The organism is Streptococcus hepaticus, assembly GCF_043656315.1.
Classification (GTDB): Bacteria; Bacillota; Bacilli; order Lactobacillales; family Streptococcaceae; genus Streptococcus; species Streptococcus hepaticus.
Genome location: NZ_JBINIY010000001.1, coordinates 391965 through 418084 on the forward strand (window position 1 = coordinate 391965; position 26120 = coordinate 418084).

Annotated in this window: 26 protein-coding genes and 1 pseudogene; 17 read left to right on the top strand and 10 right to left on the bottom strand. The window is 41.7% G+C overall.

What is annotated here, in order from left to right; translation table 11 throughout:
• Nucleotides 1-26 precede the first annotated feature (26 nt).
• The 7 genes from ACHUFA_RS02055 to ftsX all read left to right on the top strand — a co-directional run bounded on the left by ACHUFA_RS02055 (nt 27) and on the right by ftsX (nt 5558).
• A complete protein-coding gene (locus tag ACHUFA_RS02055) occupies nt 27-602 on the top strand; it encodes a TM2 domain-containing protein (protein ID WP_394404766.1) in 576 nt (191 codons plus the stop codon).
• Between the two features lie 11 nt (nt 603-613).
• The gene (locus tag ACHUFA_RS02060; RefSeq protein ID WP_394404767.1) at nt 614-967 is read left to right on the top strand and encodes a TM2 domain-containing protein; all 354 of its coding nucleotides are present in this window, start codon (nt 614-616) and stop codon (nt 965-967) included.
• Between the two features lie 135 nt (nt 968-1102).
• Nucleotides 1103-1600 (top strand): VanZ family protein, encoded by a 498-nt coding sequence (locus ACHUFA_RS02065; RefSeq protein ID WP_222349008.1) that lies wholly within the window; start codon nt 1103-1105, stop codon nt 1598-1600.
• A 38-nt stretch (nt 1601-1638) separates the two neighbouring features.
• The gene (gene queG / locus ACHUFA_RS02070; RefSeq protein ID WP_222349007.1) at nt 1639-2766 is read left to right on the top strand and encodes a tRNA epoxyqueuosine(34) reductase QueG; all 1128 of its coding nucleotides are present in this window, start codon (nt 1639-1641) and stop codon (nt 2764-2766) included.
• 34 nt (nt 2767-2800) lie between these two features.
• Nucleotides 2801-3896, top strand: a protein-coding gene (gene prfB, locus ACHUFA_RS02075; RefSeq protein WP_222349006.1) for a peptide chain release factor 2 whose coding sequence is annotated in 2 segments (ribosomal slippage) — nt 2801-2872 and nt 2874-3896 — 1095 coding nt in all. Because the reading frame shifts where the segments join, the coding sequence is not laid out codon by codon here.
• A gap of 47 nt (nt 3897-3943) precedes the next feature.
• On the top strand, nt 3944-4636 hold the full coding sequence (gene ftsE, locus ACHUFA_RS02080; RefSeq protein WP_222349005.1) for a cell division ATP-binding protein FtsE: 693 nt from the start codon (nt 3944-3946) through the stop codon (nt 4634-4636).
• The gene (gene ftsX, locus ACHUFA_RS02085; protein WP_222349004.1) at nt 4629-5558 is read left to right on the top strand and encodes a permease-like cell division protein FtsX; all 930 of its coding nucleotides are present in this window, start codon (nt 4629-4631) and stop codon (nt 5556-5558) included. The genes ftsE and ftsX overlap by 8 nt, the downstream gene beginning before the upstream one ends.
• Before the next feature lie 32 nt (nt 5559-5590).
• Here the strand turns inward: ftsX and ACHUFA_RS02090 are convergent, their stop codons facing one another.
• Complete coding sequence (locus tag ACHUFA_RS02090; RefSeq protein ID WP_394404787.1) at nt 5591-6271, bottom strand: alpha/beta hydrolase; 681 nt, start codon at nt 6269-6271, stop codon at nt 5591-5593.
• Nucleotides 6272-6315: 44 nt separating this feature from the next.
• Nucleotides 6316-6942, bottom strand: coding sequence for an MBL fold metallo-hydrolase (locus ACHUFA_RS02095; RefSeq protein WP_222349003.1), 627 nt, complete (start codon nt 6940-6942; stop codon nt 6316-6318).
• Between the two features lie 87 nt (nt 6943-7029).
• Between ACHUFA_RS02095 and ACHUFA_RS02100 the strand changes: the two genes are divergently transcribed.
• From ACHUFA_RS02100 to proC, 4 genes are all read left to right on the top strand, one after another.
• On the top strand, nt 7030-9486 hold the full coding sequence (locus tag ACHUFA_RS02100; RefSeq protein WP_394404769.1) for a bifunctional DnaQ family exonuclease/ATP-dependent helicase: 2457 nt from the start codon (nt 7030-7032) through the stop codon (nt 9484-9486).
• Between the two features lie 91 nt (nt 9487-9577).
• Nucleotides 9578-10654, top strand: coding sequence for a glutamate 5-kinase (gene proB, locus ACHUFA_RS02105; RefSeq protein ID WP_394404770.1), 1077 nt, complete (start codon nt 9578-9580; stop codon nt 10652-10654).
• 9 nt (nt 10655-10663) lie between these two features.
• Nucleotides 10664-11905, top strand: a complete 1242-nt coding sequence (locus ACHUFA_RS02110) for a glutamate-5-semialdehyde dehydrogenase (protein ID WP_394404771.1) — start codon at nt 10664-10666, stop codon at nt 11903-11905.
• A gap of 9 nt (nt 11906-11914) precedes the next feature.
• Nucleotides 11915-12700: a pyrroline-5-carboxylate reductase gene (gene proC / locus ACHUFA_RS02115; protein WP_222348998.1), complete on the top strand. Its 786-nt coding sequence runs from the start codon at nt 11915-11917 to the stop codon at nt 12698-12700.
• A gap of 277 nt (nt 12701-12977) precedes the next feature.
• Here proC and ACHUFA_RS02120 read toward each other — a convergent pair.
• Nucleotides 12978-13244: pseudogene (locus ACHUFA_RS02120) on the bottom strand (TetR/AcrR family transcriptional regulator); the annotation flags it as partial.
• A gap of 131 nt (nt 13245-13375) precedes the next feature.
• On the opposite strand from ACHUFA_RS02120, the gene ACHUFA_RS02125 reads away from it, so the two are divergent.
• The 3 genes from ACHUFA_RS02125 to ACHUFA_RS02135 all read left to right on the top strand — a co-directional run bounded on the left by ACHUFA_RS02125 (nt 13376) and on the right by ACHUFA_RS02135 (nt 17827).
• The gene (locus ACHUFA_RS02125) at nt 13376-14224 is read left to right on the top strand and encodes a DegV family protein (RefSeq protein WP_394404772.1); all 849 of its coding nucleotides are present in this window, start codon (nt 13376-13378) and stop codon (nt 14222-14224) included.
• Between the two features lie 112 nt (nt 14225-14336).
• Nucleotides 14337-16094 carry an ABC transporter ATP-binding protein gene (locus ACHUFA_RS02130; RefSeq protein WP_222348992.1) on the top strand — a complete coding sequence of 586 codons (1758 nt, stop codon included), beginning with the start codon at nt 14337-14339 and terminating at the stop codon, nt 16092-16094.
• The gene (locus ACHUFA_RS02135; protein ID WP_394404773.1) at nt 16091-17827 is read left to right on the top strand and encodes an ABC transporter ATP-binding protein; all 1737 of its coding nucleotides are present in this window, start codon (nt 16091-16093) and stop codon (nt 17825-17827) included. The genes ACHUFA_RS02130 and ACHUFA_RS02135 overlap by 4 nt, the downstream gene beginning before the upstream one ends.
• A 26-nt stretch (nt 17828-17853) precedes the next feature.
• Here ACHUFA_RS02135 and ACHUFA_RS02140 read toward each other — a convergent pair whose 3' ends face one another.
• The 4 genes from ACHUFA_RS02140 to ACHUFA_RS02155 form a co-directional block, all read right to left on the bottom strand.
• Nucleotides 17854-18900 (bottom strand): hypothetical protein, encoded by a 1047-nt coding sequence (locus ACHUFA_RS02140; RefSeq protein ID WP_394404774.1) that lies wholly within the window; start codon nt 18898-18900, stop codon nt 17854-17856.
• Nucleotides 18901-18917: 17 nt separating this feature from the next.
• A complete protein-coding gene (locus ACHUFA_RS02145; RefSeq protein WP_394404775.1) occupies nt 18918-19916 on the bottom strand; it encodes an MFS transporter in 999 nt (332 codons plus the stop codon).
• Between the two features lie 42 nt (nt 19917-19958).
• Entirely contained in the window at nt 19959-20141 is a 183-nt protein-coding gene (locus ACHUFA_RS02150) for a hypothetical protein (RefSeq protein ID WP_394404776.1), read from the bottom strand.
• Nucleotides 20142-20280: 139 nt separating this feature from the next.
• A complete protein-coding gene (locus ACHUFA_RS02155; protein ID WP_394404777.1) occupies nt 20281-21537 on the bottom strand; it encodes an aminotransferase-like domain-containing protein in 1257 nt (418 codons plus the stop codon).
• 87 nt (nt 21538-21624) lie between these two features.
• Here ACHUFA_RS02155 and ACHUFA_RS02160 point away from each other — a divergent pair, with 87 nt between their 5' ends.
• A complete protein-coding gene (locus ACHUFA_RS02160; RefSeq protein WP_394404778.1) occupies nt 21625-22479 on the top strand; it encodes a pyridoxamine kinase in 855 nt (284 codons plus the stop codon).
• On the top strand, nt 22469-22996 hold the full coding sequence (locus tag ACHUFA_RS02165; protein WP_394404779.1) for an ECF transporter S component: 528 nt from the start codon (nt 22469-22471) through the stop codon (nt 22994-22996). Before ACHUFA_RS02160 ends, ACHUFA_RS02165 begins: the two co-directional genes overlap by 11 nt.
• A gap of 21 nt (nt 22997-23017) precedes the next feature.
• On the opposite strand, the gene trhA is transcribed toward ACHUFA_RS02165, so the two are convergent.
• A complete protein-coding gene (gene trhA / locus ACHUFA_RS02170) occupies nt 23018-23665 on the bottom strand; it encodes a PAQR family membrane homeostasis protein TrhA (protein ID WP_222348975.1) in 648 nt (215 codons plus the stop codon).
• Nucleotides 23655-24095, bottom strand: a complete 441-nt coding sequence (locus tag ACHUFA_RS02175) for a DUF1836 domain-containing protein (protein ID WP_222348973.1) — start codon at nt 24093-24095, stop codon at nt 23655-23657. Before ACHUFA_RS02175 ends, trhA begins: the two co-directional genes overlap by 11 nt.
• A gap of 116 nt (nt 24096-24211) precedes the next feature.
• Between ACHUFA_RS02175 and yaaA the strand changes: the two genes are divergently transcribed.
• Nucleotides 24212-24946 carry a peroxide stress protein YaaA gene (gene yaaA / locus ACHUFA_RS02180; RefSeq protein WP_222348971.1) on the top strand — a complete coding sequence of 245 codons (735 nt, stop codon included), beginning with the start codon at nt 24212-24214 and terminating at the stop codon, nt 24944-24946.
• Nucleotides 24947-25375: 429 nt separating this feature from the next.
• On the opposite strand, the gene ACHUFA_RS02185 is transcribed toward yaaA, so the two are convergent.
• Nucleotides 25376-26044 carry a hypothetical protein gene (locus tag ACHUFA_RS02185; protein ID WP_394404780.1) on the bottom strand — a complete coding sequence of 223 codons (669 nt, stop codon included), beginning with the start codon at nt 26042-26044 and terminating at the stop codon, nt 25376-25378.
• Nucleotides 26045-26120 lie beyond the last annotated feature (76 nt).

A 26120-nucleotide genomic window follows, 5' to 3' on the forward strand; every position in this document is an offset into this window, starting at 1 on the left:
AAGGTAGACCCTAAAAAGGAGACCATATGAATTACGCACAAATTTTTTTGATGAACAACATGGGGGCTTTTCCACCTGAGCAGATTCCGCTTATTCAGCGGGAGTTGGAACAGTTGGATGACGAATCCTTTAAAGCCCTCTTAATGACAGAAATAAAGAATCCGATGATTGCCTTGTTGCTCAGTATTTTCCTTGGAGAATTTGGAGTAGACCGCTTTTATGCTGGGCAAAAAGAGATGGGGATTGCCAAGTTAGCCTTGCTGGTTATCTCATTTATTACGCTTTTTATCTTGATTGGTTTTGTCCTCATAATCGGTGTATATGTGTGGAAGGTGGTCGATTGGTTTTTGATTATGGGGGCGACCCGTCAGGCAAATTTTGAGCGCCTCATGTTTACTATTCACCAAATTAAGGCGCATCAACACCGTGTAAAGGAAGCGAACGCAGCTGATGTGGCAGAAGAAACTGTATCGCCTGCAGAAGAAACATCAACTATTGAAGAAGCTGTAGCTGAAGTTGGGGAAGAAGTGGAAGTGACGGAAGAAGTCGAGTTAGATGAAACAGACTTAGTTATTCCCCAGCCAGAATCTAAAGAAGAATAAGGGGAGAAAATATGTCTATTTTTTCAGAATCATATATTGCGGGTAATGCTTCAAATTTCCCTGCAGAATCCATTCCGATGCTACGCCAACGTCTTGCAGGATTGACAGAACAGCAATTTAGCTACATTTTGGCAACGGATTTGAAAAGTCCGACCATTGCCCTTATTTTATCCATTTGTTTTGGTGGTCTAGGTATTGATCGTTTTTATATTGGACAGATCGGTCTGGGCGTCTGCAAGTTGCTATTTGGCTGGCTAACCTTTGGAATTTGGCCACTTGTTGATTTGTTCTTTATCATGGGAGCGACTAAGCGTGCAAATTTAGAAAAAATCAATCAAGCATTGGCTGCAACAGTGCTGTTTTAAGGAGAAGGAGTTGTGAAAAATCACACTCTTTTTTTGTAAAACTTCTGTAATGTAAGAGCTTGATTCGTTATCAGATTGTAACCTAGTCCCTCTCTTTTTCTGCTATAATGATAAAATGCAGTTTAAGGAGGTCTTATGCACTCGACTCGTTTGACGAAGGTCATCTTTCTCTTTTATCTGATTTTCTTGACGTGGGTCATCCTCTTAAAGATGGATATTACGGATATTCTTTATCGGATGCAGTATACTAGCTACCGAAGTGTGAATTTGATTCCATTTGCGGGGACGGCGGTTTATGATGGACATTTGGATTATTTGGAAATAGGGCTAAATGTCTGTATTTTTCTGCCTTATGGGCTTTATTTGCGGGTTATTCATCCGAAAGAAAGTCGGTTCCATGATTTCGTGCAGATTGTGCTGACAAGTCTTTTATTTGAAATATTGCAATTTATTTTTTCAATTGGAGTGGCAGATATCACAGATTTGTTGGCCAATTCTTTGGGTGGTTTATTCGGAATTCTTCTGTTTCAACAACTGAAAACAATCTGGAAAAATAAGTTCATCACTCTGCTCAATATGTGGAGTTTGATTGGCTTTCTTCTCCTTCTTATCTATCTGTGGATAAAACGTTAACAATTGGAAAAAGACGGTATTTTTGCTAGAATAAAGCTATGAACCTCAAAGAAAAAATACAAGAATTAGCAGTTGAAATCGGGATTTCTAAGATTGGATTTACCACGGCAGATAATTTTGCCTATTTGGAAAAATCCTTGCGGGCTGCAGTTGATGAAGGGCGTTCCTCAGGTTTTGAACACAAAAATATCGAGGAGCGAATTGAGCCTCAGCTCAGTTTGGCAAGCGCTAAAACGATTATCTCAATCGCTGTCGCCTATCCGCGTCGATTGCCTCAGCAACCGCAGAAAACTCAGTACAAGCGTGGGAAAATCACACCCAATTCATGGGGACTGGATTACCACTATATCATGCAGGATAAGTTGGAAAGGCTGGCGCGTGGAATTAAAGCCCTGACCGCTGACTTTGAATACAAGGGCATGGTAGACACAGGTGCCTTGGTAGATACAGCTGTTGCCCGACGTGCAGGTATCGGCTTTATCGGGAAGAACGGTTTGGTTATTTCCAAAGAGTACGGTTCCTACATGTTTTTGGGAGAGCTCATTACCAATCTGGAAATCGAACCAGACAGTCCTGTTGATTATGATTGTGGTGCTTGTAATCGTTGCGTGGAGGCCTGTCCGACTTCCTGTCTGATTGGGGATGGGTCTATGAATGCTCGTCGCTGTTTGTCTTTTCAGACGCAGGATAAGGGCATGATGGAGGAAGAATTTCGCAAGAAAATCAAGACGGTCATTTACGGCTGTGATATCTGCCAAATCTGCTGTCCTTACAATAAGGGCATTGATAGTCCACCGGTCGTGGATATTGACCCTGATTTAGCTCATCCAGAATTGATTCCCTTTTTAGACTTGTCAAATGGTCAGTTCAAGGAAAAATTTGGCATAATTGCGGGCTCTTGGCGTGGGAAAAATATTCTCCAGCGCAATGCGATTATCGCTCTGGCAAATAGTCATGACCGCTCTGCGATTCCCAAACTCTTAGAAATCATTGACAAGGGACAAAATCCTATCCATATGGCAACGGCTATTTGGGCTTTGAGCCAGATTGTCAAGAAGCCGACGGAAGACCTGATTGACTTCGTGAAAAACATCAAAAGTCAGGCGCCTGAAGTAGTAGAAGAACGGGCAAAATTTCTAGAGATAGCCAAAATAGCGCAAGTATGATAAACTTAGAAGTAAATAATAGAATGGGGTACTTATGGATACAGCAGAAATTCGCCAAAAAATCGAAGAGCTTGAAACCAAATTGAACTCATTCAGGGGGTCTCTTTGACTTAGATGGTCTAGAGGAAGAAATTGCCATCTTGGAAAACAAGATGACCGAACCTGATTTTTGGAATGATAATTTAGCAGCTCAGAAAACATCGCAAGAATTAAATGAGCTCAAACAAACCTACAACAATTTTCATCAGATGATCGACCTCTTTGATGAGTCAGAAATTCTTTTGGACTTTTTGGCAGAAGATGAGTCTGTTCGTGAGGAGTTGGTAGAAAAACTAGTAGAGCTGGACAAACTCATGACCAGCTACGAGATGACCTTGCTCTTGTCAGAGCCTTATGACCACAATAATGCGATTTTGGAAATTCATCCAGGATCTGGTGGTACAGAAGCTCAGGATTGGGGCGAAATGCTGATGCGGATGTATATGCGCTATGGCAATGCCAAGGGCTTCACAGTGGAAACCTTGGACTATCAAGCAGGTGACGAGGCTGGTATCAAGTCTGTAACGCTGGGCTTTACAGGACCAAATGCCTACGGTCTTCTCAAGTCTGAAATGGGAGTTCACCGTCTGGTGCGTATTTCACCATTTGACTCGGCAAAACGTCGCCATACTTCGTTTACATCTGTGGAAGTTATGCCAGAATTGGATGACACGATTGAAGTGGAAATCCGAGATGATGAGATTAAGATGGATACCTTCCGCTCAGGCGGTGCCGGTGGTCAGAACGTCAACAAGGTGTCAACCGGTGTACGTTTGACCCACATTCCGACAGGTATTGTGACCCAGTCTACTGTGGACCGTACTCAGTATGGAAACCGCGACCGTGCTCTTAAACTCTTGCAAGCGAAACTCTACCAAATGGAGCAGGAGAAAAAAGCCGCTGAAGTAGATGCTCTTAAAGGTGATAAACGAGAAATCACTTGGGGAAGTCAGATTCGTTCTTACGTCTTTACCCCTTATACCATGGTGAAAGACCACCGAACCAACTTTGAAGTTGCACAGGTGGACAAAGTCATGGACGGAGATATTGAAGGATTTATCGATGCCTATCTTAAATGGCGCATCAAATAAAAGAAGAAAGAAAGGCTGTTTATTCTTCGGATAAAACAGAAAATCTTATGGCAATCATTGAAATGAAAGACGTTTCCAAGAAGTATGGAAATGGAACAACGGCTCTTCGTGGCGTATCTGTTAGTGTAGATGCGGGCGAATTCGCCTATATCGTAGGTCCTTCAGGGGCTGGTAAATCAACCTTTATCAAACTTCTTTATCGTGAGGAAAAAATTGATAAGGGAACTCTTAAAGTTGGTAAGTTCAATCTTGGGAACATCAAGAAAAAAGACGTGCCAATGTTGCGTCGTAGTGTAGGGGTAGTTTTCCAAGATTACAAACTTTTGCCTCGTAAGACTGTTTTTGAAAATATTGCTTACGCCATGGAAGTTATCGGTGAAAAGCCACGTAACATCAAGAAGCGTGTCATGGAAGTCTTGGACTTGGTTGGTCTTAAGCACAAGATTCGTTCCTTCCCAAATGAACTTTCTGGTGGGGAGCAACAACGGATTGCCATTGCGCGTGCCATTGTTAACAATCCAAAAGTTTTGATTGCTGACGAACCAACTGGTAACTTGGACCCTGAAAACTCATGGGAAATTATGAATTTATTGGAGCGGATCAACCTGCAAGGGACCACGATTTTAATGGCAACTCATAATAGCCAAATCGTAAACACACTCCGCCACCGCGTTATTGCGATTGAAGACGGTCGCGTTGTACGTGATGAAGTAGAAGGAGAGTACGGTTACGATGATTAGACGATTTGTTAGACATTTTGTGGAGTCTCTGAAGAGCCTCAAGCGAAATGGTTGGATGACGATTGCTGCCATTTCGTCAGTTACGATTACCCTGACCTTAGTTGGGATTTTTGCATCTGTCATTTTGAATACTGCTAAGTTGGCATCTGATTTGGAAAATAATGTCCGTATCAATGTTTACTTGCGGGCAGATTCGACAGACCAAAAAGAAACTATTAAAGATGAGTCAGGTAAAGAAGTCAAGAATGAAAATTACAAGGCTGTTTACAACCAAATTATGGCGTTGAAAAATGTAGAAAGTGTGACTTATTCAAGCAAGGATGAGCAACTGAAACATTTAACAGAGACCTTGGGAGATACCTGGAACCTTTTCTCAGGTGATGCCAATCCACTTTACGATGCCTATATCATTGATACCACAAAGCCTGAATACGTTAAGTCAGTTGCTAAGGAACTGAAAACAATTGATGGAATTTCAGAGGTACGTGATGGTGAGGTCGAGACTGAGCGAATCTTTAAGGTGGCTTCAGTTGTTCGTACGTGGGGTTTTGCTGCGACAGCTCTCTTGCTCTTTACAGCAGTCTTCCTGATTTCAAATACCATTCGAATTACCATTATTTCACGTAGTCGTGAGATTCAGATCATGCGTTTGGTAGGTGCCAAGAATTCTTACATCCGTGGTCCATTCCTTTTGGAAGGCGCTTGGGTAGGGCTTTTAGGTGCTATTGCGCCAGCTTCCTTGGTTTATGTGGTTTATCACATGGTTTATAGCTCGGTCAATAGCAGTTTGGCAAGCCAGAATCTGTCATTGATTCCTCAAAATATCTTTATTCCAGGTATGATGTTTGCCCTCTTTTTAGTAGGGATTGTCATTGGAGCACTTGGTTCAACCATTTCAATGAGCCGTTTCTTGAAAATTTAAGAGAACAAAAAGCTGAGGATTTCCTCAGCTTTTTACGGTTCTTGTTTTTGAATAAATTGAGCAATGATTTCTACGATTTCCTGTCTTTGCTGTTTTGGGGAGATAGTGGATACGGTGTTATTTTTTTGGAGACCGTATTCTCCAAAGCCACTGTGATTTCCACCGAAGATCTGGACAAAATCGGTATTTTTCGGTAAGCGTTTCTTTGCTTTTTCATAGGACGACCAGTTGAGGATATGATCTTGGCTAGCAGTAATTGATAAGACGGCTAGCTGATTATCTGATAAATCTACCTTGTTTGAAGGATAGGAAGCTAGCAAAATGAGTCCCTTGGCTTGGTGAGCTTCCTCCACATTCATACTGGCAACCGCTCCACCTAGAGAATGACCGGCTAGATAAAGAGGAATAGTAGGCTTATCGGGAATCAGCCTAGGGGCTGCTGTTGTGTCTAAAATTGGTAGATTAAGCGGGCTCTTGAGAAGGTAGACAGCAACATTTTTTTGAGATAATTCTCTTGTAAGAGGGGCGTGGGTTCCTGCTTGTACGAGAGCTCCTTGATAGAATAAAATCCTTTGGCGAGCCTTCTGTTTTGCAGGAAAGTAAGTGTAGCTATGGAAGTCCTGACCATACTGACTGACTCTATGAGCAGTTTGAGTGGCTGGATAAGTTTTAAATATAGGAATGTGAAACCCAAACAGGTCAAACTGACCAATAGAATCAGTACATCACGTAAGATCTTTTTAACTTTTTTCATGAATTAAAAGAAAGGATTAAAGTTACGTTCATGAGCAATAGTAGTTTCACGTTCATGACCTGGATAGGCTGTATAGTGACCGGGTAGGGTAAATAGTTGCTCACGAATACCGGATAGGAGATCCTCTAAGTTACCTGTTGGTAGGTCAGTGCGTCCGATAGCTCCGCGGAAAAGAGCATCTCCAGTTAAAACAAGCTCTGCATCTGGGAAAACGATAGATACCCCGCCGATCGAGTGTCCTGGAGTTTGCAGAACCTTGAACCGAAAGCCGTCTAAGTCATAATCGTTTTCATACTGAAAGGTCTTTTCAGCTGGTTGGAAGTTCATAGTTGGCAATTCTGGGTGACGCGCCAAGCCATTTAACTCAGCAGTATAGAGCCAGTGAGCCTCTGCTTCAGCAACATAGACAGGAGGTTGACCAAAAGTTTCTCTGACCAAGTCCAGACTCAAAATATGGTCATAGTGGGTATGGGTCAAAAGAATGGCGCTGATGGGTTTGCCAATTTCTTCAATTTTTTTCCGGATGGTCTCCCAATTACTACCAGGGTCAACAACCAAAAGGTGGCTATCATTTTCCAAATAGTAGGTATTTTCTCCAGCAACTTCATTAAACGAGCGATGTAATTTCATAGTTTCTCCTTTAGCTTGCGAATTCTCTTCTATCAGTGTAACAGAAATAAGGAGATTGGGCATGAATTTTGTTATAATATTACTGTTATGTTCAGTAAAAAAAGAAATAAGTATGCTGTTGTGGATTTGGAAGCAACAGGTACAGGTAGTCAGGCAAAAATCATTCAGATTGGAATTGTTATCGTAGAAGATGGAAAAATCTTGGAAACCTATACGACAGACATCAATCCCTATGAAATATTAGATAGTCATATTAAGGAATTGACGGGGATTACGGATGAGCAATTAGCGATAGCGCCAGATTTCGGTCAGGTGGCACGGAAAATCTACGATTTGATTGGTGATGCTATTTTTGTAGCCCATAATGTCAAATTTGACGCTAATCTCTTGGCAGAAGCCTTGTTTTTTGAAGGATTTGACCTCCTGACCCCACGAGTGGATACGGTAGAATTAGTCCAGCTCTTTTTCCCGACTTTTGAGAAATACAATCTTTCTGTTTTATCGGAAAAATTGAATCTAGACTTGGACCAGGCCCATACCGCCATTGCTGACGCCATGGCAACAGCTCAACTTTTGTTAAAAATTCAGGAGAAAATCCAGTCTCTGCCTCGGCAAACGGTTGAAAAAATCTTGGATTTGGCAGATAACCTGCTGTATGAGAGCCGACTGGTCATTGATGAAGTTTATCCATGCTTGTCCTCCTATTTATCAGAAAAGTTTGAGGCAGTACATGGTTTGGTCTTGCAGAAACCTGTCGGTTGGCCAGTTCCCCGCCGTTTGTCAGAGGAATTTTCGGTTAATCTAGCCTTGTTAGGTTTAGAAGAAAGAGCACAGCAACTGTTCTTTGCTCAGACTATTTCTAGTCGATTGGATAGCCCGACAGGGATTCATTTTGTCCAAGGGCAGGCTGGAATTGGGAAGACTTACGGTTATTTATTACCCCTGCTTTCACAAACAGATCAGCCTCTTTTGCTAGTCCTACCGACCAAGGTTTTGCAAGGGCAGATGATGGAAAATGAAGGAAACAAACTGGCTGAGACCTTCCATATTTCGATGGCCTCTATCAAATCAGCCCGACATTTTATCAAGTTGGATACCTTCTTGCAAGTCTTGGAACGGCAGGATGATAATCGTTTGGTCAATCTTTGCAAAATGCAGGTTTTAGTCTGGTTAACGGAGACAGCAACTGGTGATTTGGACGAATTTCAGCAACAGTATCGTTTCCCAAGTTTTTATGATGAAATTCGCCATGATGGGAATCTCTCAAGAAAGGATCTCTTTCAGTCTTGGGATTTTTGGGAAAGATTGCAAGAAAAATCGAGGACAAGTCGTGTTTTAGTCACTAATCATGCCTATTTCTTAGAGCATTTATCTGACCAAGAATCTCTCTTTACCAATCGGATTTTATTGGTCGATGAAGCCCAGCGGTTTTTACTGGCTGTGGAAAATTTTTCCAGTCAGACGATTGATATAGCGCAACTGTTACAGCTTTTGCAGAGTAAACGAGATAAGGCGACAGGAATCTTGGAAAAAAGATTGTTGGAGTCTACGAGTTTTGAGCTAGAAAAGATTTCTAAGACGAAGGAACACGGCCGTCTCATTCCCTCTCTAGATTTAGAACAATTGCGGCAAAATCTAGGGGAATTAGTAGATAGTGACTTGCAAGAATTGACAGACATGTTGGCGCGATTTGATGATTTTTGGATAGAAGAGAAGCTGGTTGATCAACATCGGATTCGCTACTTGCGCGGTAGTTTTGCTCAGATGGTGCGTGTAGAGGACCGTCTTCCTTTTGAAAAACAGTTTTATATCAGTGCGACCTTGGAGCTGACAAAACGGTTAAATATGGCAGATTTGTTGGGATTTGAACAAGCAACTTTTGATCAGCTACCTAGTTGTAAGTTGGAGAATCAGTTGCTGCTGCTGCCAAAAGATTTACCAAATGTAGTAGACTATAGTGCAGAAGAACATGCTCAATTTATTGCCAATCACCTCTCTCATTTACAGGAATTAAATCAGCCAATACTGGTACTCTTCACCTCCACCTCTCTTTTATTAGCTGTGTCAGAACTGTTAGACCAATTGGAGTTAGCACATGTGGCTCAGCATAAGCATGGGACGGAAACTCAGGTGAAGAAACGCTTTGAACGTGGTGAAGTCAAGATGTTGCTAGGGACAGGTGCTTTTTGGCAAGGTGTGGATTTTGCTCAGCAGGACAAATTACTATTGGTTTTAACTCGACTTCCCTTTGAAAACCCAAAAGATCGTTTGCATCAAAAAATCAACCAGGAATTACGGAAGTTAGGAAAATCACCTTTCTACGACTATAGCCTTCCCATGATGATGATTCGTCTCAAACAAGCCTTGGGGCGGACCAACCGATATCGTCAGCAACGATCAGTTGTTATTCTACTCGATACGCGCTTACTTTCTAAAAAATATGGCAAGCAAGTGAGAGAGTTTTTGAGTAAGGACTATGACTTGGAACGGATTTCTCTAGCTCAGCTAAATAACAGAATTTCAAGATTTTTTAAGTTGGAATGAGGCGGTAGTCCGCCTTTTTTCATATCTTGTTCAAAACTGGATAAAATGTGGTATAATATTCTGAATATTAGCTCGAAAGAGAGTAGATAAGATGACAGAAAAAACGATAGTATTTAAGGTGGGGACTAGTTCGCTGACCCAAGAAAATGGTTCTTTGGACCGTATCAAAATTGCACGGATTACCAATCAGTTGGCACAATTGCACCAAAAAGGTCACCAGATTGTCTTGGTGACGTCGGGGTCTATTGCGGCAGGTTTTCGTCGATTGGGCTTTGAAAAACGACCGACCAAGATTGCGGAAAAGCAGGCTAGCGCTGCTGTTGGTCAAGGATTGCTGATTGAAGAATATACTCAGAATCTCATGAAAGATGGGATTGTTTCTGCTCAGGTTCTGCTGACTCAGGATGACTTTGCGGATGCACGTCGTTACCAAAATGCCTCCCAAGCTCTGCAGGTTCTCTTGCATCAACGTGCCATTCCCATTATCAATGAAAATGATACCGTAGCCATTGAAGAAATCAAGGTGGGGGATAATGATACGCTATCTGCCCAAGTTGCAGCACTTTTGAAAGCAGACTTGCTGGTCTTGCTGACAGATGTAGATGGACTTTATACCGCCAATCCATCCACCAATCCAGATGCTCAACATTTGCCTGTTATTGAGGAAATTAGCCAGGAACTGTTTGAAATGGCAGCTGGAGCAGGTAGCTCAAATGGAACTGGTGGGATGATCACCAAGTTACAGGCGGCACAAATTGCGACTAAGTCAGGTGTTCCAGTCTATATCTGTTCTTCTAAAAAAGATACAGCCTTGCTTGAAGCCATTGACCAAAGGAATCGTGGAACACTTTTCCTTGCGGATGACCATACTATGAACCAGCGGAAGCAGTGGATGGCCTTTTATGCTCGGACAGATGCCGTGGTAGAGGTAGACGCTGGTGCGACGAAAGCCATGTTGGAAAATGGGAAAAGTCTGTTAGCAGCGGGAGTGAAATCTGTTCAAGGTCAATTTGAAGCTGGGGATATTGTTGAAGTGTATAGCCAGTCCATAGGCAGATTGATTGGGAAAGGGAGAGTCAAGTTGTCTTCTACTATTTTGCGTCAAGAATTAGAGGACGCTAATTTAGAGGGGATTTTCATTCATCGCAATGATTGGGTAAGTTTATAGGAGAAAGCAATGACAAGTACACAAGTCTTATTAGACAGTCTTTTGGCGCATAAGTCCGCTATCAATTTAGCCACGACAATAGAAAAAAATCAAGCCTTGGAAGCTATGGCAAGCCAATTAGAAGCGCAGACGGAAGCAATTTTAGCTGGTAATCAACTAGATATGGAAGCGGCTCAGGGGACGATTAGCTCTGTGATGCTGGATCGCCTGCTCTTGACAGCTGAACGGATTTCCGATATGGCTGCTGGTATTCGAGCTTTAATTAACCTGCCAGATCCAGTCGGTCTGACTTTGGAGGAAACTGTCGCTGAAAATGGCATGACCATTTCTAAGAAATCCATTCCCTTTGGTTTGGTCGGTATGATTTATGAAAGCCGTCCAAATGTCACTTCGGATGCGGCAGCCTTGGCTATCAAGAGCGGAAATGCCGTCATTCTTCGTGGAGGAAAGGAAGCCTTCCACTCAGCGCAAGCCGTTGTCCAAGCCCTAAAAGCAGGCCTAAAAGAAGCAGGAATCAATCCTAAAGTCATCGAGCTAGTGCAAGATACTAGCCGTCAGTCTGCTACTGAACTCATGACAGCCAAGGGGAAAATCGATCTTTTGGTGCCACGTGGTGGTGCTGGTCTCATCCAAGCAGTGGTGGAACAGGCAACAGTTCCTGTTATCGAAACAGGGACGGGGATTTGCCATGTTTATGTGGACAAGGATGCGGACTTTGAGAAGGCGCTATCTATCGTTGAAAATGCGAAAATGAGTCGTCCATCGGTCTGTAATTCGGCAGAAGTTCTCTTGGTTCATGAAGCGATTGCCGCTCAATTTCTACCAGCTTTAGAAGAAAAATTAGCTGGTAAAGTGGAGTGGCGAGCTGATGAAGAAGCTGGGCAATTTTTGACAACCTATACACCAGCTGGTGTGGAAGATTTTGATACAGAATTTTTGGACTACATCATGGGAGTCAAGGTTGTTTCAAGCGTAAAAGAAGCTGCCAGTCATATCGCAGCACATTCGACAGGTCATAGTGAAGCCATTGTAACGGAAAATGCAGCAACTGCTGAGCTATTTACCTTGCATGTGGATTCAGCAGCGGTCTATGTCAATGTTTCTACTCGTTTTACGGATGGTGGACAATTTGGTCTTGGTTGTGAGTTAGGAATTTCGACACAAAAAATGCATGCGCGTGGGCCAATGGGACTGCGTGAAATGACGACCTACAAGTACATCATAACGGGTGATGGCCAAGTACGAATTTAGGAGATGAGCATGAAAATTGGATTTATCGGTCTAGGAAATATGGGTTCTGCCTTAGCAAAATCTCTGGTAAAATTGGGACGACACGACCTCCTTCTCAGCATTCACAATCAAGAAAAGGCAAGCCTTCTGCAAGCGGAAATTGGAGGTCAACTAGCTTCAAATGCGGAAATTGCCAGTCAAGCCCAAGTGATTTTTTTAGGTGTTAAACCGCATTTGTTGGGGCAAGTCTTGACAGATTTGAAAGAGGAAATTGCAAAGAATCCAGCAGCGGTGTGGATTTCTATGGCAGCAGGAGTGAGTTTGTCGGATTTACAAGAGTATTTACCAGCAGATTGTTTGGTTCGGATTATGCCAAATACACCAGTCGCTATTGGACAAGGCATGACGACTTATTCGGTGGAAAATCCTGATTTAGCCCCTCTTGTTGAGAAACTTTTATCTGCTTCGGGAAAGGTTGAACAGGTTCCAGAAGACAAGATTGACGCAGCGACAGCTATTGCAGGTTGCGGACCGGCTTTTGCCTATGTCTTCATTGATGCTTTGGTACAAGCAGGCATTCAAAATGGCTTATCAGCAGACTTATCAAAAGAATTGGCAGCCCAAACCTTGCTAGGGTCTGCTCAATTAGTGTTAGAAAGTGAGCAACATACAGCGCAATTGCGTGACCAAGTGACGTCGCCAGGTGGCTCGACCATCGCAGGCTTGGTGGCCATGGAGGAGCACAATTTTCGCTACGCAACCATTGCAGCTGTCAATCAAGCCCTTGCTAAAACTCGGGAACTAGGGAAGAAATGAGAGTGAAACAAAAATCGTAATTTCGTAGAAATCAATTTTCCTTCACGTCTCAACTTCTAGGTTCAGGCTGAAGTAGTCTCTCCCCTCTCATCTCAACCACTGTGTTCAGTATCATATCAATAAAAACGAAAGAACTTGAGATTTTGTCCCAAGTTCATTTTTTTCGTTCTTGTAGCCACTTGCTGACATTGTTGAGAGCAGAAGATTGGCTGACTTTTTCTTGCAGGATATCGGTTAAACCTTGCTGCAAGCCTTGGCGCTGAATGCGTCCTTGCAACTGCGCCCACTTATCTGCCCAGATTTGAGAAGTGCGGGCATAGGCATTTTCGAGAATTTCCTCTTTTGATTTGTAGTTGCGGTAGAAGGCATTGCGCGACACACCGGCTTTCTTGACCAATTCTGAAATAGAGATTTGATTGAGATCTTTCTTTTCTAATAAAAATAGCAGAGCTGTTTCGATAGACTCTTTTGTTAATTGATTGGCTTCCTTATTAGAACGGACTAAATTTTTTAATGAAGTCGGAGAAATTTTACGCTTATTCATTGGGGCTCCTTTCTCTGTCACAGCTGAAATAAGGGGCTTCCAGCTTAGAAGATTCCATGGTATAATTGTAAAAGAAGATATTTTCTCTGTCAAATAAAAGTCTTCAAATTATAGATAAGATAGGAAATGATATGAAAAAGTGGAAAATTGTAGCTGATAGTGGTTGCGATATTGTGAGTTTGGAAAATGTAGCGGCGGATACAGATTTTGTGCGTGTTCCCTTGACGATTCAAGTGGAAAATGAAATCTTTGTTGATAACGATACCTTAGATATTGATCAGATGATGGAGACCATGTACGCATCGCATACAGCAGCAAAATCAGCCTGCCCAAGCCCGCAAGCTTTCCAAGAATCCTTTGAAGGTGCTGAAAATGTATTTGTTATTACCATTACAGGTGGTCTTTCAGGTAGCAATAATAGTGCCCGTCTAGGCAAAGAAATGCTTCAGGAAGAGCATCCAGAGGTCAATGTGCATGTGATTGATAGCCTGTCAGCTGGCGGAGAAATGGATTTAATTGTCGCAGAACTCAACCGCCTGATTGCTAGTGGCTTAGAATTTGACCAAGTAGTGGAAGCAATCACTACTTATCAAAAACGGACAAAATTGCTTTTTGTACTTGCCAAGGTGGATAATTTGGTCAAAAATGGTCGCCTCAGTAAGTTGCTTGGAAAAGTTGTTGGCTTATTAAATATTCGCATGGTTGGTGAAGCTAGTGAGACAGGAACCTTGGAGCTTTTGCAAAAAGCGCGTGGCTATAAGAAATCTCTTAAGGCAGCCTTTGAAGAAATGAAAAAAGCTGGTTACCGAGGTGGTCGCATTACCATTGCCCACCGTCGCAATGAAAAATTCTGTCAAGAATTCGCAGAATTAGTACGTAGTCACTTCCCACAAGCACAAATCGAAGCATTTGCTACCTCTGGTCTCTGTAGCTTTTACGCAGAAGATGAGGGCATTTTGATGGGATATGAAGTGGGATAAAGCTAGTTGAGTTGGATATTGTCCAGCTCTTTTATTTTTGAAAATTCGTTCATATTTTTGCAAATCGCGAGAGAAAGTCGTATAATATAAGAGTTTGACAAAAGGAGAAGACATGTCGTTAATAAAAAAAATAGGTTGGTTTTTCAAGTTAGAAAAACGCCGTTATCTCTTAGGAATCCTGGCTCTTGCCTTGGTTAGTTTGCTGAATTTGGTTCCGCCTCGGGTCATGGGAAATATCATTGATACGATTGCTGGCAAAAGTCTGACCAATTCTCAACTTTTTCTCAATGTATCTTATTTGGTTCTGGCTGGTTTAGCCATGTATGGTCTGCGATTTATTTGGCGGATTTACATTTTTGGGACAGCCAATCGTCTAGCTCGAATCTTACGTTTTCGTCTATTTGAGCATTTTACGCAGATGTCGCCGTCTTTTTACCAAAAATATCGGACGGGAGACCTCATGGCTCACGTCACAAATGATATCAATGCCGTGACTATGACAGCAGGTGGAGGAGTCATGTCGGCTGTCGATGCTTCCATCACAGCCTTTGTGACGCTTGCTACCATGTTTTTCGTTCTCGATTGGCGTTTGACCTTGATTGCCATTTTACCTCTGCCAGTTATGGCTTTTGGAACTAGTCGTCTGGGACGTCACAATCATCTAGCCTTCAAAAATGCTCAGGAAGCTTTTTCTAATCTCAATAACAAAGTGCAAGAAAGTGTCTCGGGCGTTCGAGTGACCAAATCGTTTGGTTACCAAAAAGCGGAAGTTGCAACATTTGCTGAAGTCAATCAAGATGTCTACGAAAAAAATCGTCTGTCCGCTAAATGGAATGCCCTTTTCGATCCGATGACCCTGACCTTTGTCGGTCTATCTTACGTTTTAACGCTGATTTTTGGTGGTCAATTCATCGCTGCAGGTCAGTTGACTATTGGGGAACTGGTTACTTTTATCACCTATTTGGATATGCTGGTTTGGCCATTACAAGCTATGGGGTTCCTCTTTAATGTCATCCAACGAGGTTCTGTTTCCTATGATCGGATTGAAACTCTCTTGGCACAGAAATCAGATATTCAAGAAAATACCGATGCGCTTGACAGTATTGAAAATGGAGACTTGGTCTATGCTATTGAGCGTTTTGCCTATGACCAACAAGAGACATTATCAGATATCCATTTCCAACTCAAGAAGGGGCAGACTCTGGGAATTGTCGGACCAACTGGTTCTGGAAAGACGACTCTGCTCAAACTATTGCTCCGCGAGCGTGATCTGGAGGCTGGGGGAATTTCTCTTGATGGCCATGATATTCGAAACTACAAGTTGACAGATTTACGTAGTCTCATGGGTTATGTTCCTCAAGATCAGGTTCTTTTCGCCATGTCCATTCGTGACAATATCCGCTTTGCGAATCCAGCTTTATCGGACCAAGCTGTGGAGACAGCAGCCAAACTCTGCGGTGTCTATGAGGACATTATGGCCATGCCAGATGGTTTTGATACCATTATTGGTGAACGGGGTGTATCCCTATCTGGTGGTCAAAAGCAACGGATTGCCATGAGTCGTGCCTTGGCGATTCAACCGAACATTCTCATGCTGGATGACTCCTTGTCTGCAGTGGACGCTAAGACAGAGCATATGATTGTAGAAAATCTTAAGTCTGAACGAGTTGGAAAAACGACCATTATCACTGCTCATCGCTTGTCGGCTATTGTTCACGCAGACTTGATTATCGTTTTGGAAAATGGTCGCATTATTGAAAGTGGTAGTCATCAAGACTTGCTAGCTTTGAATGGTTGGTATGCGCAAACCTATCAATCACAACAATTAACAAAAAGTTTGGAAGAATCTTTGCAGGGAGGTGCAGAATGAAAAAACAATCGGTCTTAATGCGCCTTCTGGCCTATGTTTATCGTTATAAATGGCTTAGTTTACTAGCCTTGACATTTATCTTTTTAACGACACTGACGAGAACGCTGATTCCCTTAGTGGCTCAGTACTATATCGACCACTTTGTGGCTAAGGGTGCTGCCCAGGCAGGATTAGGCCTTCTTGTTGGTTACTACGGGCTTTTTCTAGTTCGTATCGGCTTGACTTATCTGGGCTCCTATACTTTTTCAAAAGTGGCTTACAGCATTGTGCGGGATTTACGTCAGGAAACATTTGCCAATATTCAGCGATTGGGGATGGCGTACTTTGATAAAACACCTGCTGGCTTAATCGTTTCTCGTTTGACAAATGACACTCAGGCTGTTGCAGATATGTTTGGTTCAGTCTTTGCTAGCTTTATTTCTTCGTTTTTCATTTTCTTTGCGACCCTGTTTGCTATGCTCAGTCTTAACTGGCAGCTGACTCTCTATGTCCTGCCTTTTGTACCTGTTATTTTTGCATCCGTTTGGCTTTATCGTAAATTTTCAAATCATCTCATCATGATGACACGGGCTAAACTCAGTGATATCAATGTTAAGTTGTCTGAGTCTATCGAAGGAATACGGATTATTCAAGCCTTTGGTCAGGAAAAACGATTGACAGAAGAGTTTGAAGCCATTAACCAAGAACATTTGACCTACGCCAATCGTTCCATCAATGTCAATTCTCTCTTTCTTCGTCCGGCCATGTCTCTCTTGAAGATTCTAGCTTACGGTGTTCTTTTGACCTACTTCGGTCTCAATTGGCAGACAGCTAGCTTTACGGCAGGTCTCATGTATGCCTTCATTCAGTACGTCAATCAGCTCTTTGATCCGCTCATTGATGTAACGCAGAATTTTGCGACTCTACAGACATCTATGATTGCAGCGGAGCGCGTCTTCAAGCTCATGGATGAAGATGCCTATGAGCCGGTGCAAGCAGATAAGGGCTTGGCTATTTCACAGGGAAATATTGCCTTCAAAAATGTTAGTTTTTCCTACGATGGTAGTCGCGATGTTTTGAAAAATATTTCTTTCGAGGTTAAGCAGGGCGAAACCATTGCCTTCGTTGGTCATACAGGATCAGGAAAATCTTCTATTATCAATCTCTTCATGCGTTTTTATGAGTTTGATCGAGGTCAGATTTTTGTGGATGGACAGGATATTAAAGACTATTCTCAAGCAGAACTACGGAAAAATATTGGTCTAGTATTGCAGGATCCCTTCCTCTATCATGGAACCATTGAAAGTAATATAAAAATGTATCAAGACCATTTGACACGGTCAGATATTGAAGTAGCGGCTAAGTTTGTGGATGCCCATGACTTTATTGAAGAATTGCCACTTGGCTATGATAATCCTGTGGCAGAACGTGGGACAACGCTGTCGTCTGGACAGCGCCAGCTTTTGGCCTTTGCCAGAACCGTCGCAGCCCAACCTAAGATTTTAATCCTAGACGAGGCAACGGCTAATATTGACTCTGAGACGGAGGAAATCATCCAAACATCGCTCAAAAAAATGCGTCAAGGTCGGACGACCATTGCCATTGCTCACCGCTTGTCTACTATTCAAGATGCAAACTGTATCTATGTTTTGGACAAGGGACAAATCATCGAGTCAGGAAGCCACGAAGAGTTGCTGACTCTTGGTGGCACCTATCAAAAAATGTATCAACTCCAAGCAGGAATGCTGGGGTGAGGAAAAGCGAAAGAGCCAAGGATATTTCATCCTTGGCTCTTTTCATCTTCTAAATCAAAGTCTCTGGCAATATAATCCAGACATTCTTTGAGGAGTGTTTTATTCAGCTTATATTTTTTATGGGACAAATCAGACAGGTTAAATAGGCCAACATCCATAACTTTTCCGATATGGAAGGAAACATTGGCAGCAGTCGTACCCAGTTTTTCTGCAATATCTTTATGCTTTTGTACATCTTGATAAATTAGTTTTAAAATATCGTACCGAATAGGGTCACTCAATACCTTCAGTGCCATGGTGACGGTGTCCTTATTGATACTTGCACGACTATCAAGAAAAAGTTTTAGACGAGGGTAGATAGTTGCATAGGCAGGGCGACTTGCATCCTTATCATCCGTCATCATATAAACGGAAAGGTGGAAAGGAGAGTGAACAAAGACATAGCACACTTCTTGCTTGTTGGCCTGTAAGAAACCCATCATATCAATATTGGCATCTTGGTAAAGCTTCTCTAAGTCGAGATTATCACTGAAATTTTCTACTTCAGCAGCATAGCGTTCATAGTAAGGGAGATAAAGTGGCAGTGCCTCTTTGTAAAAGTCAATCATTCCCTGGATACAATCGGACAAGTGGTGATAGCTCCAGAAAACCGACCAGCGTAGACTTTCATCCACGACCTCCTCCTCTACCAAGTTGAAAAATTCTTGGTCAGATAGATTAGTTTTTTTACCGTCCGTCAAAAAGTAAAGGTAGGTTTCCTTTAATTCCTCAGCAGGTAATTCTCTTAACAGGTCATAGAGTTCTTCCATATTTTTTGGGTCTAGACCTTTTTCCAGTAAATGGCGGTAGAGATGATCAATGTAGAGGGTTCCATTTTTACCACGGAAATATTTTTTGATTCGCTCAGCAAATGGAGCTAGAAAATGTTGAATTGGAACTAAATCCGCCAAAATATCAGCACAGACAGCTTTTTCAGAATCAGATAGCTCTGCTTGATAATTGACATCAGCTAGGATTGGCAAATGGATAAAATCCATCATGCGATTACGATGTGGGGAGTGTATAAATTTCATGAGATTCACTTTCTAAATCATCTTTTTTTCATAGTATATCCCAAAGTTAGTAAAGAAAGCAAGAGTAAGAAGACGACCAGTAGTTTTGCAGAGAAGACTAGCACCAAACCTGACAAGGTGACCTGCATGATGACCATTCCCAGCTGAAAATAGGTTGTAATGCCGCCCATGATTGTTGCGAGACTTTCTTCTGGAAGAGTATTGTAGATTAGAGTGTTGAATTTTGGATTGAGTGCACCGGACAGCACTCCCAGTGGCAATAGAAAAAGGAGCATCAAATAGATATTTCCAAATGCAAAAGCAATTAGCATGAGACAGGTGAGGAGTGTGGAAGCCTGAATTGTTTTTTGAATGGAAACAACTTTCAAGACATTCATGGTTAAGATACCACCTAGAATACTACCAACCATTATCGTGATGTTGACAGTGGCTAAAGTAGTGGCAGGATTGATGAGAGTGAAGCTAGGAATTTGGTTCATCATAAGCGTGAGGAGAATCGAGAGGCTGGAAGTTAAACCGTTTAAGATTAAGATGACCACCATATTGGCATGGATATCTGGAATCTTTTTGAGTTCAGAAATGGCTGTCCATAAGGTGTTTTTTATGGTTTTCAGCACAGATTGATCTGATTCTGTCTCTGCTAGATTAAGCGGTTTTTCCATGAAATGTTCTTGAATGCGGGACTTATTGACAGTGATGATAAGGAATGTGACCAAAAATGTGATAGCATTGAAGAAGGCCAAGTGAGAAAAGGACATCCAAGTAATTAGGATAGCCCCGCTACTTTGGAAGAAAATATGAGCAGCAAGTCCGATACTCTGACTAAAGCCCATAAATTCTTGACGGTCTTCATCTGTAATGATTCGCAGGGAAATGGGAATGTAGAGCCCATTTTCGTATTGTCCAGCCATATCAGCAAGAAAGTTGAAAATAGCCGCGATCAAAACAATCCAAAGTGCTGGTTTGAACTGCATGATGAATCCAAGTAGGATAAAGAGAAGTATCCGAAATAGCAAGGTTAGCTGAATACCACGGATTTTCTGGAGTGTTCGATCCGCTCAATGGTAGGTAAATAATCTACTAAAAGTTGGTAGACTTTCAGAAATGGAAACGAGGGCTAGGGCAAAATTTGCCTTGGGAAGGGCGACTACATAGGTCATCAAAGCCATGTAGTAGAGGACATCTCCAAAATTAGAAATCAAGTCAGCAATCAGATTGCTGATAAATAATCGATTTGACATTATTTTTCTCATAGAACACCTCAAAAAGCATTTGATTTAAAATAAAGTAATTACTTTTGTAAAAGTATAAATAAAATAATTGTAAAAGTCAATACTGTATTAAAAATAAAATAAACACTAGAATTTCTAGTGTTTATTTTTATATCATTTCCCCCAACCTTCTGATATTATTCGAGAAATTCTTGTTGTAAGGCAAAATGAGGTAGGTCCAGTCTTGACTTTCTATGATTTGTAGGGGGAGTTTGCTGTGTTTGAGGGAGGCGGTTAATTCTTGAGTTGCTAGTTGAAAAGTAACTTGTCCGTGGCCGAGCTGATAAGGGAAAGGAACTTGATTTCTTGAAAGAACAGTTTCCATTTCCTGTTGTCGGATATGGGCAGATTCTTGTAACAATCGTGTGTTACGGGAAAACATTCCATTGTCAATGTAAAGCGACAGCGCCTTTTGCATGATGAGATTGGTATCGTAGTCCATAAGTCCCTTGTGGTGTAAAAATGGTGCGACCAACTCGTGGGGAAGGGCTACGCTACCAATACGCAGTGCAGGAAAGAGGGTGGTCGTAAAGGATTTTAGGTAGATGACGCGCTCTTGGGTGTCTAGATAGTGGAGGGGAACCTGTTTATCTGGATCAAAATCAGCTAAATAGTCGTCTTCGATAATGTAGACATTGTAGGCTTGGGCTAAGCGGACAATCTCCTTTTTTTCCTGGTCAGAGTAGGAAGAGCCCAGAGGATTGTGAAGACGGGGGATAGTATAGAAAAAGGAAATTTTCTCTGTTCGGAAAATCCTTTCTAGCTCTTTCAAGTCAATGCCCTCCAAAGTTCGCTCAATGGTCTGATAAGACAAGCCTTGGCCGTCCAACAAGTCCTTCATACGGTGATAGGTTGGTTCTTCCAAGAGCATTTGGCCTTGTCCATTTCCAATATTGAGTTGAGACAAGATATAGAGGGCCTGTTGACTACCTGCTGTGGTAACAATCTGGTCTTTTTTGGCATACACATCATAGTCGACCAAGAGCTGTTGAACGGACTCAATCAATTCTTCTAGCCCTTCTTGCTGGTGATAATAGTTGAAGAGATAATTTTCCCGCCCGATTAGACTTTCATTGAGACAGAGACGAAAGTCATCGTAGGGTAGATTTTGGAAATCTTGTGGGTTGAGCTCTAGCTTTTCCTCTTGAAACTCCTTGTCCTCTAAGATATAGTAGCCACTTTTTTCCACAGCGTAAATCTTGTTGCGGTACTTGAGCTCCAGCATGGCCTTTTGCACCGTATCTTTGCTGCAGCCGTATTCTTGACTAAGTTTGCGGATAGAAGGCAGTTTTTGCCCACGTTTGAAAGTTTGATTTTCGATACCTTGGAGAATATCTTGGATAATGGTCTGGTACTTGCTGTGCATAACTGTCCCCGTACAGATAAAATTTTCTTCTATTGTACACCAACTTCATTTGCTTTACAATTATTTTTATAGAAGAAGGGAGGAGCTATGCCAAAACGTTTGTTACTTGCTAATGACTTGCCGGGGATTGGTAAGGTAGCCTTAGCAGCTAGTATGCCGATTTTAGCGGCTTGTCAGGTGGAAACGGCCATTTTACCTACCGTCCTGTTATCTTCCCATACAGGCGGCTTTACCAATATTGCGCTTGCGGATATGAGCCAGCTGTTAGTGGATTATTTGGCGCAATGGCAGAGCTTAAAACTGCATGTCGATGGTCTGTTGATCGGTTACAGTCGTAGGGCTAGTCTCTTTGAGCGGCTGGAAAAATATGCTACAGACGAGAAAATTCCAATCATTCTGGACCCCATTTTAGGGGACAATGGGAAACTTTACAGCGGTTTTGATCAGAATGATGTCCTAGCCATGCGTCAGCTGGCAGGGCAGGCAAAAGTGTTGATGCCAAATTTGACAGAAGCAGCCTTTTTGACTGATTCACCCTATCTTGGAAATGAGTATGGTCGAAGCGAAATTGAGCAATTGCTAGTCAAACTGGCTGACTTTGGAGCAGAACAGATAGTCTTAACGGGGATTTCGTTTGACGAAGAACAGATTGGGTTGGCCCATTATGATGTCAAGGCTGACAAGGTTTCCTATCATATGACTCAGCGTTTTCCTCAGCATTTCTTTGGAACGGGGGATATGGTCGCTAGTCTAGTAGCAGCTTTGTATGTGGAAAAAATTGATTTTGATCGAGGTCTTCCGCAAATCTTGCAATTTGTGGAAAAATCCCTGCAGGAAACAGTAGATCTGGCGCGTGATGTCAAGTATGGTGTTTACTTTGAACCTCATTTGGCTGAGTTGAGCCAAGTATTTGAAGAATTTAGGAGAGAAAATGAAAAATAATGTATTGAGAGATTTAGCAGAAACTAGCTTGTTTGCAGCCTTGATTTTTGTCAGTGTCTACGCCCTCAGGATTCCAGTTGGGGCGCAATTTATCCACTTTGGCAATGCCTTGGTTGTGGTCGGCGTCTTGCTTTTCGGTGCAAAAAAAGGAGCCACTGCTGCGGCTCTTGGTCTAGGAATTTTTGATTTGGTGACAGGTTATGCTTCAGTCGCTTGGATAACCATTTTAGAGTCCTTGATTGTTTGCTTAGTGCTTTATGTTGTTTATGAAAAAGCGCTGAAGCAAAATGATAAGACTGCTAATGTCATTGCTGTTGGAGTTCTTGCCGCTGTGACAAAGATTGTCCTGAATCTGATTAAATATACGATTATGGGAAGTTTAGTCGGTGGAACCACATTCGGTGCGGCTTTTGGCCTATCCTTGGTAAAAATTCTAGGTTCATATGGCTCAGCTTTGGCAACTATTATTGCAGTACCAATTTTGTACCCGATTTTCAAACAAATATTGAAGAAATGAGAGTGGGCGTCTGTCTCAGGCTCACATATAAAATACAATGGCCCCATACTGCAGGAGGCTGGCTAAGATGATAAATAAATGCCAGATCATGTGGAAATAGGGCTTTTTCTTTGCATAAAAAACAGAACCAATAGTGTAAGAAAGTCCGCCAAGAAGCATCAGAATCCAGAAAGCAGGCCCTGTATGAAGAATGATTGCTGGGAAAATCAAAACAACCAGCCAGCCCATGATCAGGTAGAGGGCAAGACTGAATTTTTCATTGACTTGTTTCGCGAAAATCTTGTAGAGAATACCAAAAATAGTTGTTCCCCATTGAATAACGAGAATGAGGTATCCCATCCAATTGTTCATCAATGTCAGGATAACAGGGGTATAAGAGCCTGCAATTGCGATGTAAATCATAGAGTGATCGATGATGCGCAAGACATATTTGTGGATTGAGCCGTAGGACATGGAGTGGTAAATGGCCGATGATAAAAACATGAGGAAAAGACTGATGACAAAAATGGACACGCCGATAGACTGGGTCAAGCCACTGTGGTTGAAGGTGTAAGTAGCTGTAAAGGGCAATAGGATAAGCATGAGCAGGGCGCTAACTGCATGAGTAACAGCGTTGCCGATCTCCTCGCCAAAAGAGAGTTGTTGAGAGAGTTTAAGACTATGATTCATGGTTGATTTCCTCCAGAGATTGGATAAGAGCAAGGGTTTCCTGGTAGGCTAGCAGGGTCTTGCAAGCGCTGATGATGAGAGGATGTGTTTCCTCAGTTTTCTGCCCATACAAACAATTGATCATATCATCATAAAGTAGGTTGGCAGCACGATCTTGAGCCAAGAGTTCGATCATGGCGACGATATCAGGGAGCTGAAAGACCGACTTGGACAAACTGAGAATGATGAGCCTTGCCACCTGATTGCGTCCGTATTTTTTCTTGATAGGTTTAGGTAAAATCCCCTGCTTAACATAGTTGTTGATCATGGCAGCTGTTAGGGGCTTTTCTTTTTGGGAAATGGCAGAGCTGGTCACTTGGTTAACATAGAGTAAGACTTGATCCAGATAGAGATCTAATTGGGGCAGGTCCTGCCAATTTGGAAGCTTCATACTTATCACCTTTTGTTTATCTAGTTTTTATAACTAGATAATAACATTCTAAAAATAATAAATCAAGCAAAAAACAAACTGACCGATTTAAAGAAAACCTATGCTATAATCATGTTATGAAAATATTGTTGCCAAATGCCAAAGAAATGAATACAAACTTAGATCCGCAGGCTTTTCAAACTCTGCAACCAGCTAGTCAGCAAGTTTTGGAGAGCCTGTTGACCATGACGAAAGAGGATTTAGCTAAATTTTACAAGATTAAGCTGGATAAGGCTCAGTTAGAATGGGACCGCTGGCAACGTATTGCTAGTGGACAGGCTAAAACCTATCCTGCCTGGCAACTCTATGATGGTCTCATGTACCGCTATATGAAGCGGACTGATTTGACGGAAGCAGAAGTGGATTATCTCCGCAAAAATGCCTTTATCACGACAGGATTTTATGGTGTTATCAATGTTTTTGATCTGATTTCACCACACCGCTTAGACTTCCAAGGTAGTCTCAAAGTAGCAGGCAAGTCTCTAAAGCAATTTTGGCGCCAGCAATTTGACCAAGTTATTGGAGACGACGAATACTTTGTATCACTCATGTCGTCTGAGTTTGAAGCGGTCTTTTCACCCAGTGTACAGGCTCGAATGATAAAGCTAATCTTTATGGAAGAAAAAAATGGTCAGCGTAAAATACACTCTACCATTTCTAAAAAAGGTCGCGGTCGTTTCCTATCCTTGATGGCTGAAAAGAATGTAGAAACTATTGACCAGATAAAAACATTATCCATTGATGGCTTTGTCTATCAAGCTGATTTGTCCAAGGAACAAGAACTGGTCTTTGTTCGCCCAGCTACAAATTAAAAGAGAGTGGGATAAAAATCGTGATTTCGCAGAAATCGATTTTGTCGTCCCACCTCCGCACAGTTGACTAGACTGGTCGAAATCTCTTGCGTAGCAAGGGATGAGAACATTCAGTCAACCACTGCGTCAAACTGTTAAAACTATAGAAAATTAGAGAGCCTGAGACTTTTGTCCCAGACTCTTTATTGCTGGTTTTATATGTTGGAAGTGAGGAGGAAATCCTCCTAGAAACAAGTTCGATCTTCTGATGATAAAAATGACTTGTCAGAGGGCACAAAAATAGTTGCTATTTGGAATGCGACTAAGCAAAATTATTTTTTGAAGTAGTTTTGCCTGAAATAAAGAAGTAGAAATCAATTCTTATATTTTTAACAATAATTATAAATAAATATCTAGCTTAATGGTTATCGAATTTTACATAAAAATTACTTACCACATTTGTTTGTATTCTGTTCTTTTTGTTACTAGATTTGTCCTTCCTGGATCAGAGTAAAAGAAAGAATCATATCTATAAAACTGATTTCCTCCCGCATAATATCTATTTATTTTAACATACATAGTTGGATGTCCCAAACTCTTAAATGTATTAATAATTCCAGCAATAGCAAAGACAGGACCAACATAAGGGACAAAAGATAATAGACTAAGTGCTAACCCTTGAATATCCCCTTGGGTCTTCGTATCATAATATAGAGTATCCAAATATGTATACTTCAAATTTGCTGCCGATCTCATCATTCGAACAGGGCCATCACTGACAGGAGTATCTTCTTTGACAACACGACTATTAAAATCGTCTCTTGATACTTTCAAAATACCATTTAAATAGACATTTCCAATATCATCTATATAAACTTTATTTCTAATTCCACTATTGTCTGTATAAATTGCATTATGATTATCTACAACGTCAATGGTTACAGACTCACCCTTAACTTTATCAATTAAAGTCACTGAGTAATCTGAATTTTGAACTACTTCATAAGAACTATTCAGATTATATTGTTCATCTGCCAAAACAACTAAACTAGGAGATATCGCTAAATTAACCAATAAGGCCAAAAGTAGCGAGGTAAAAACCTTCATTATCTTTTTCATAAATCCCAAACTCCTTTATTATGGCTTCCAGCCAGTTTTTCTCGGAGAGAAAAATGAGAAAACCACCAGCTATGCT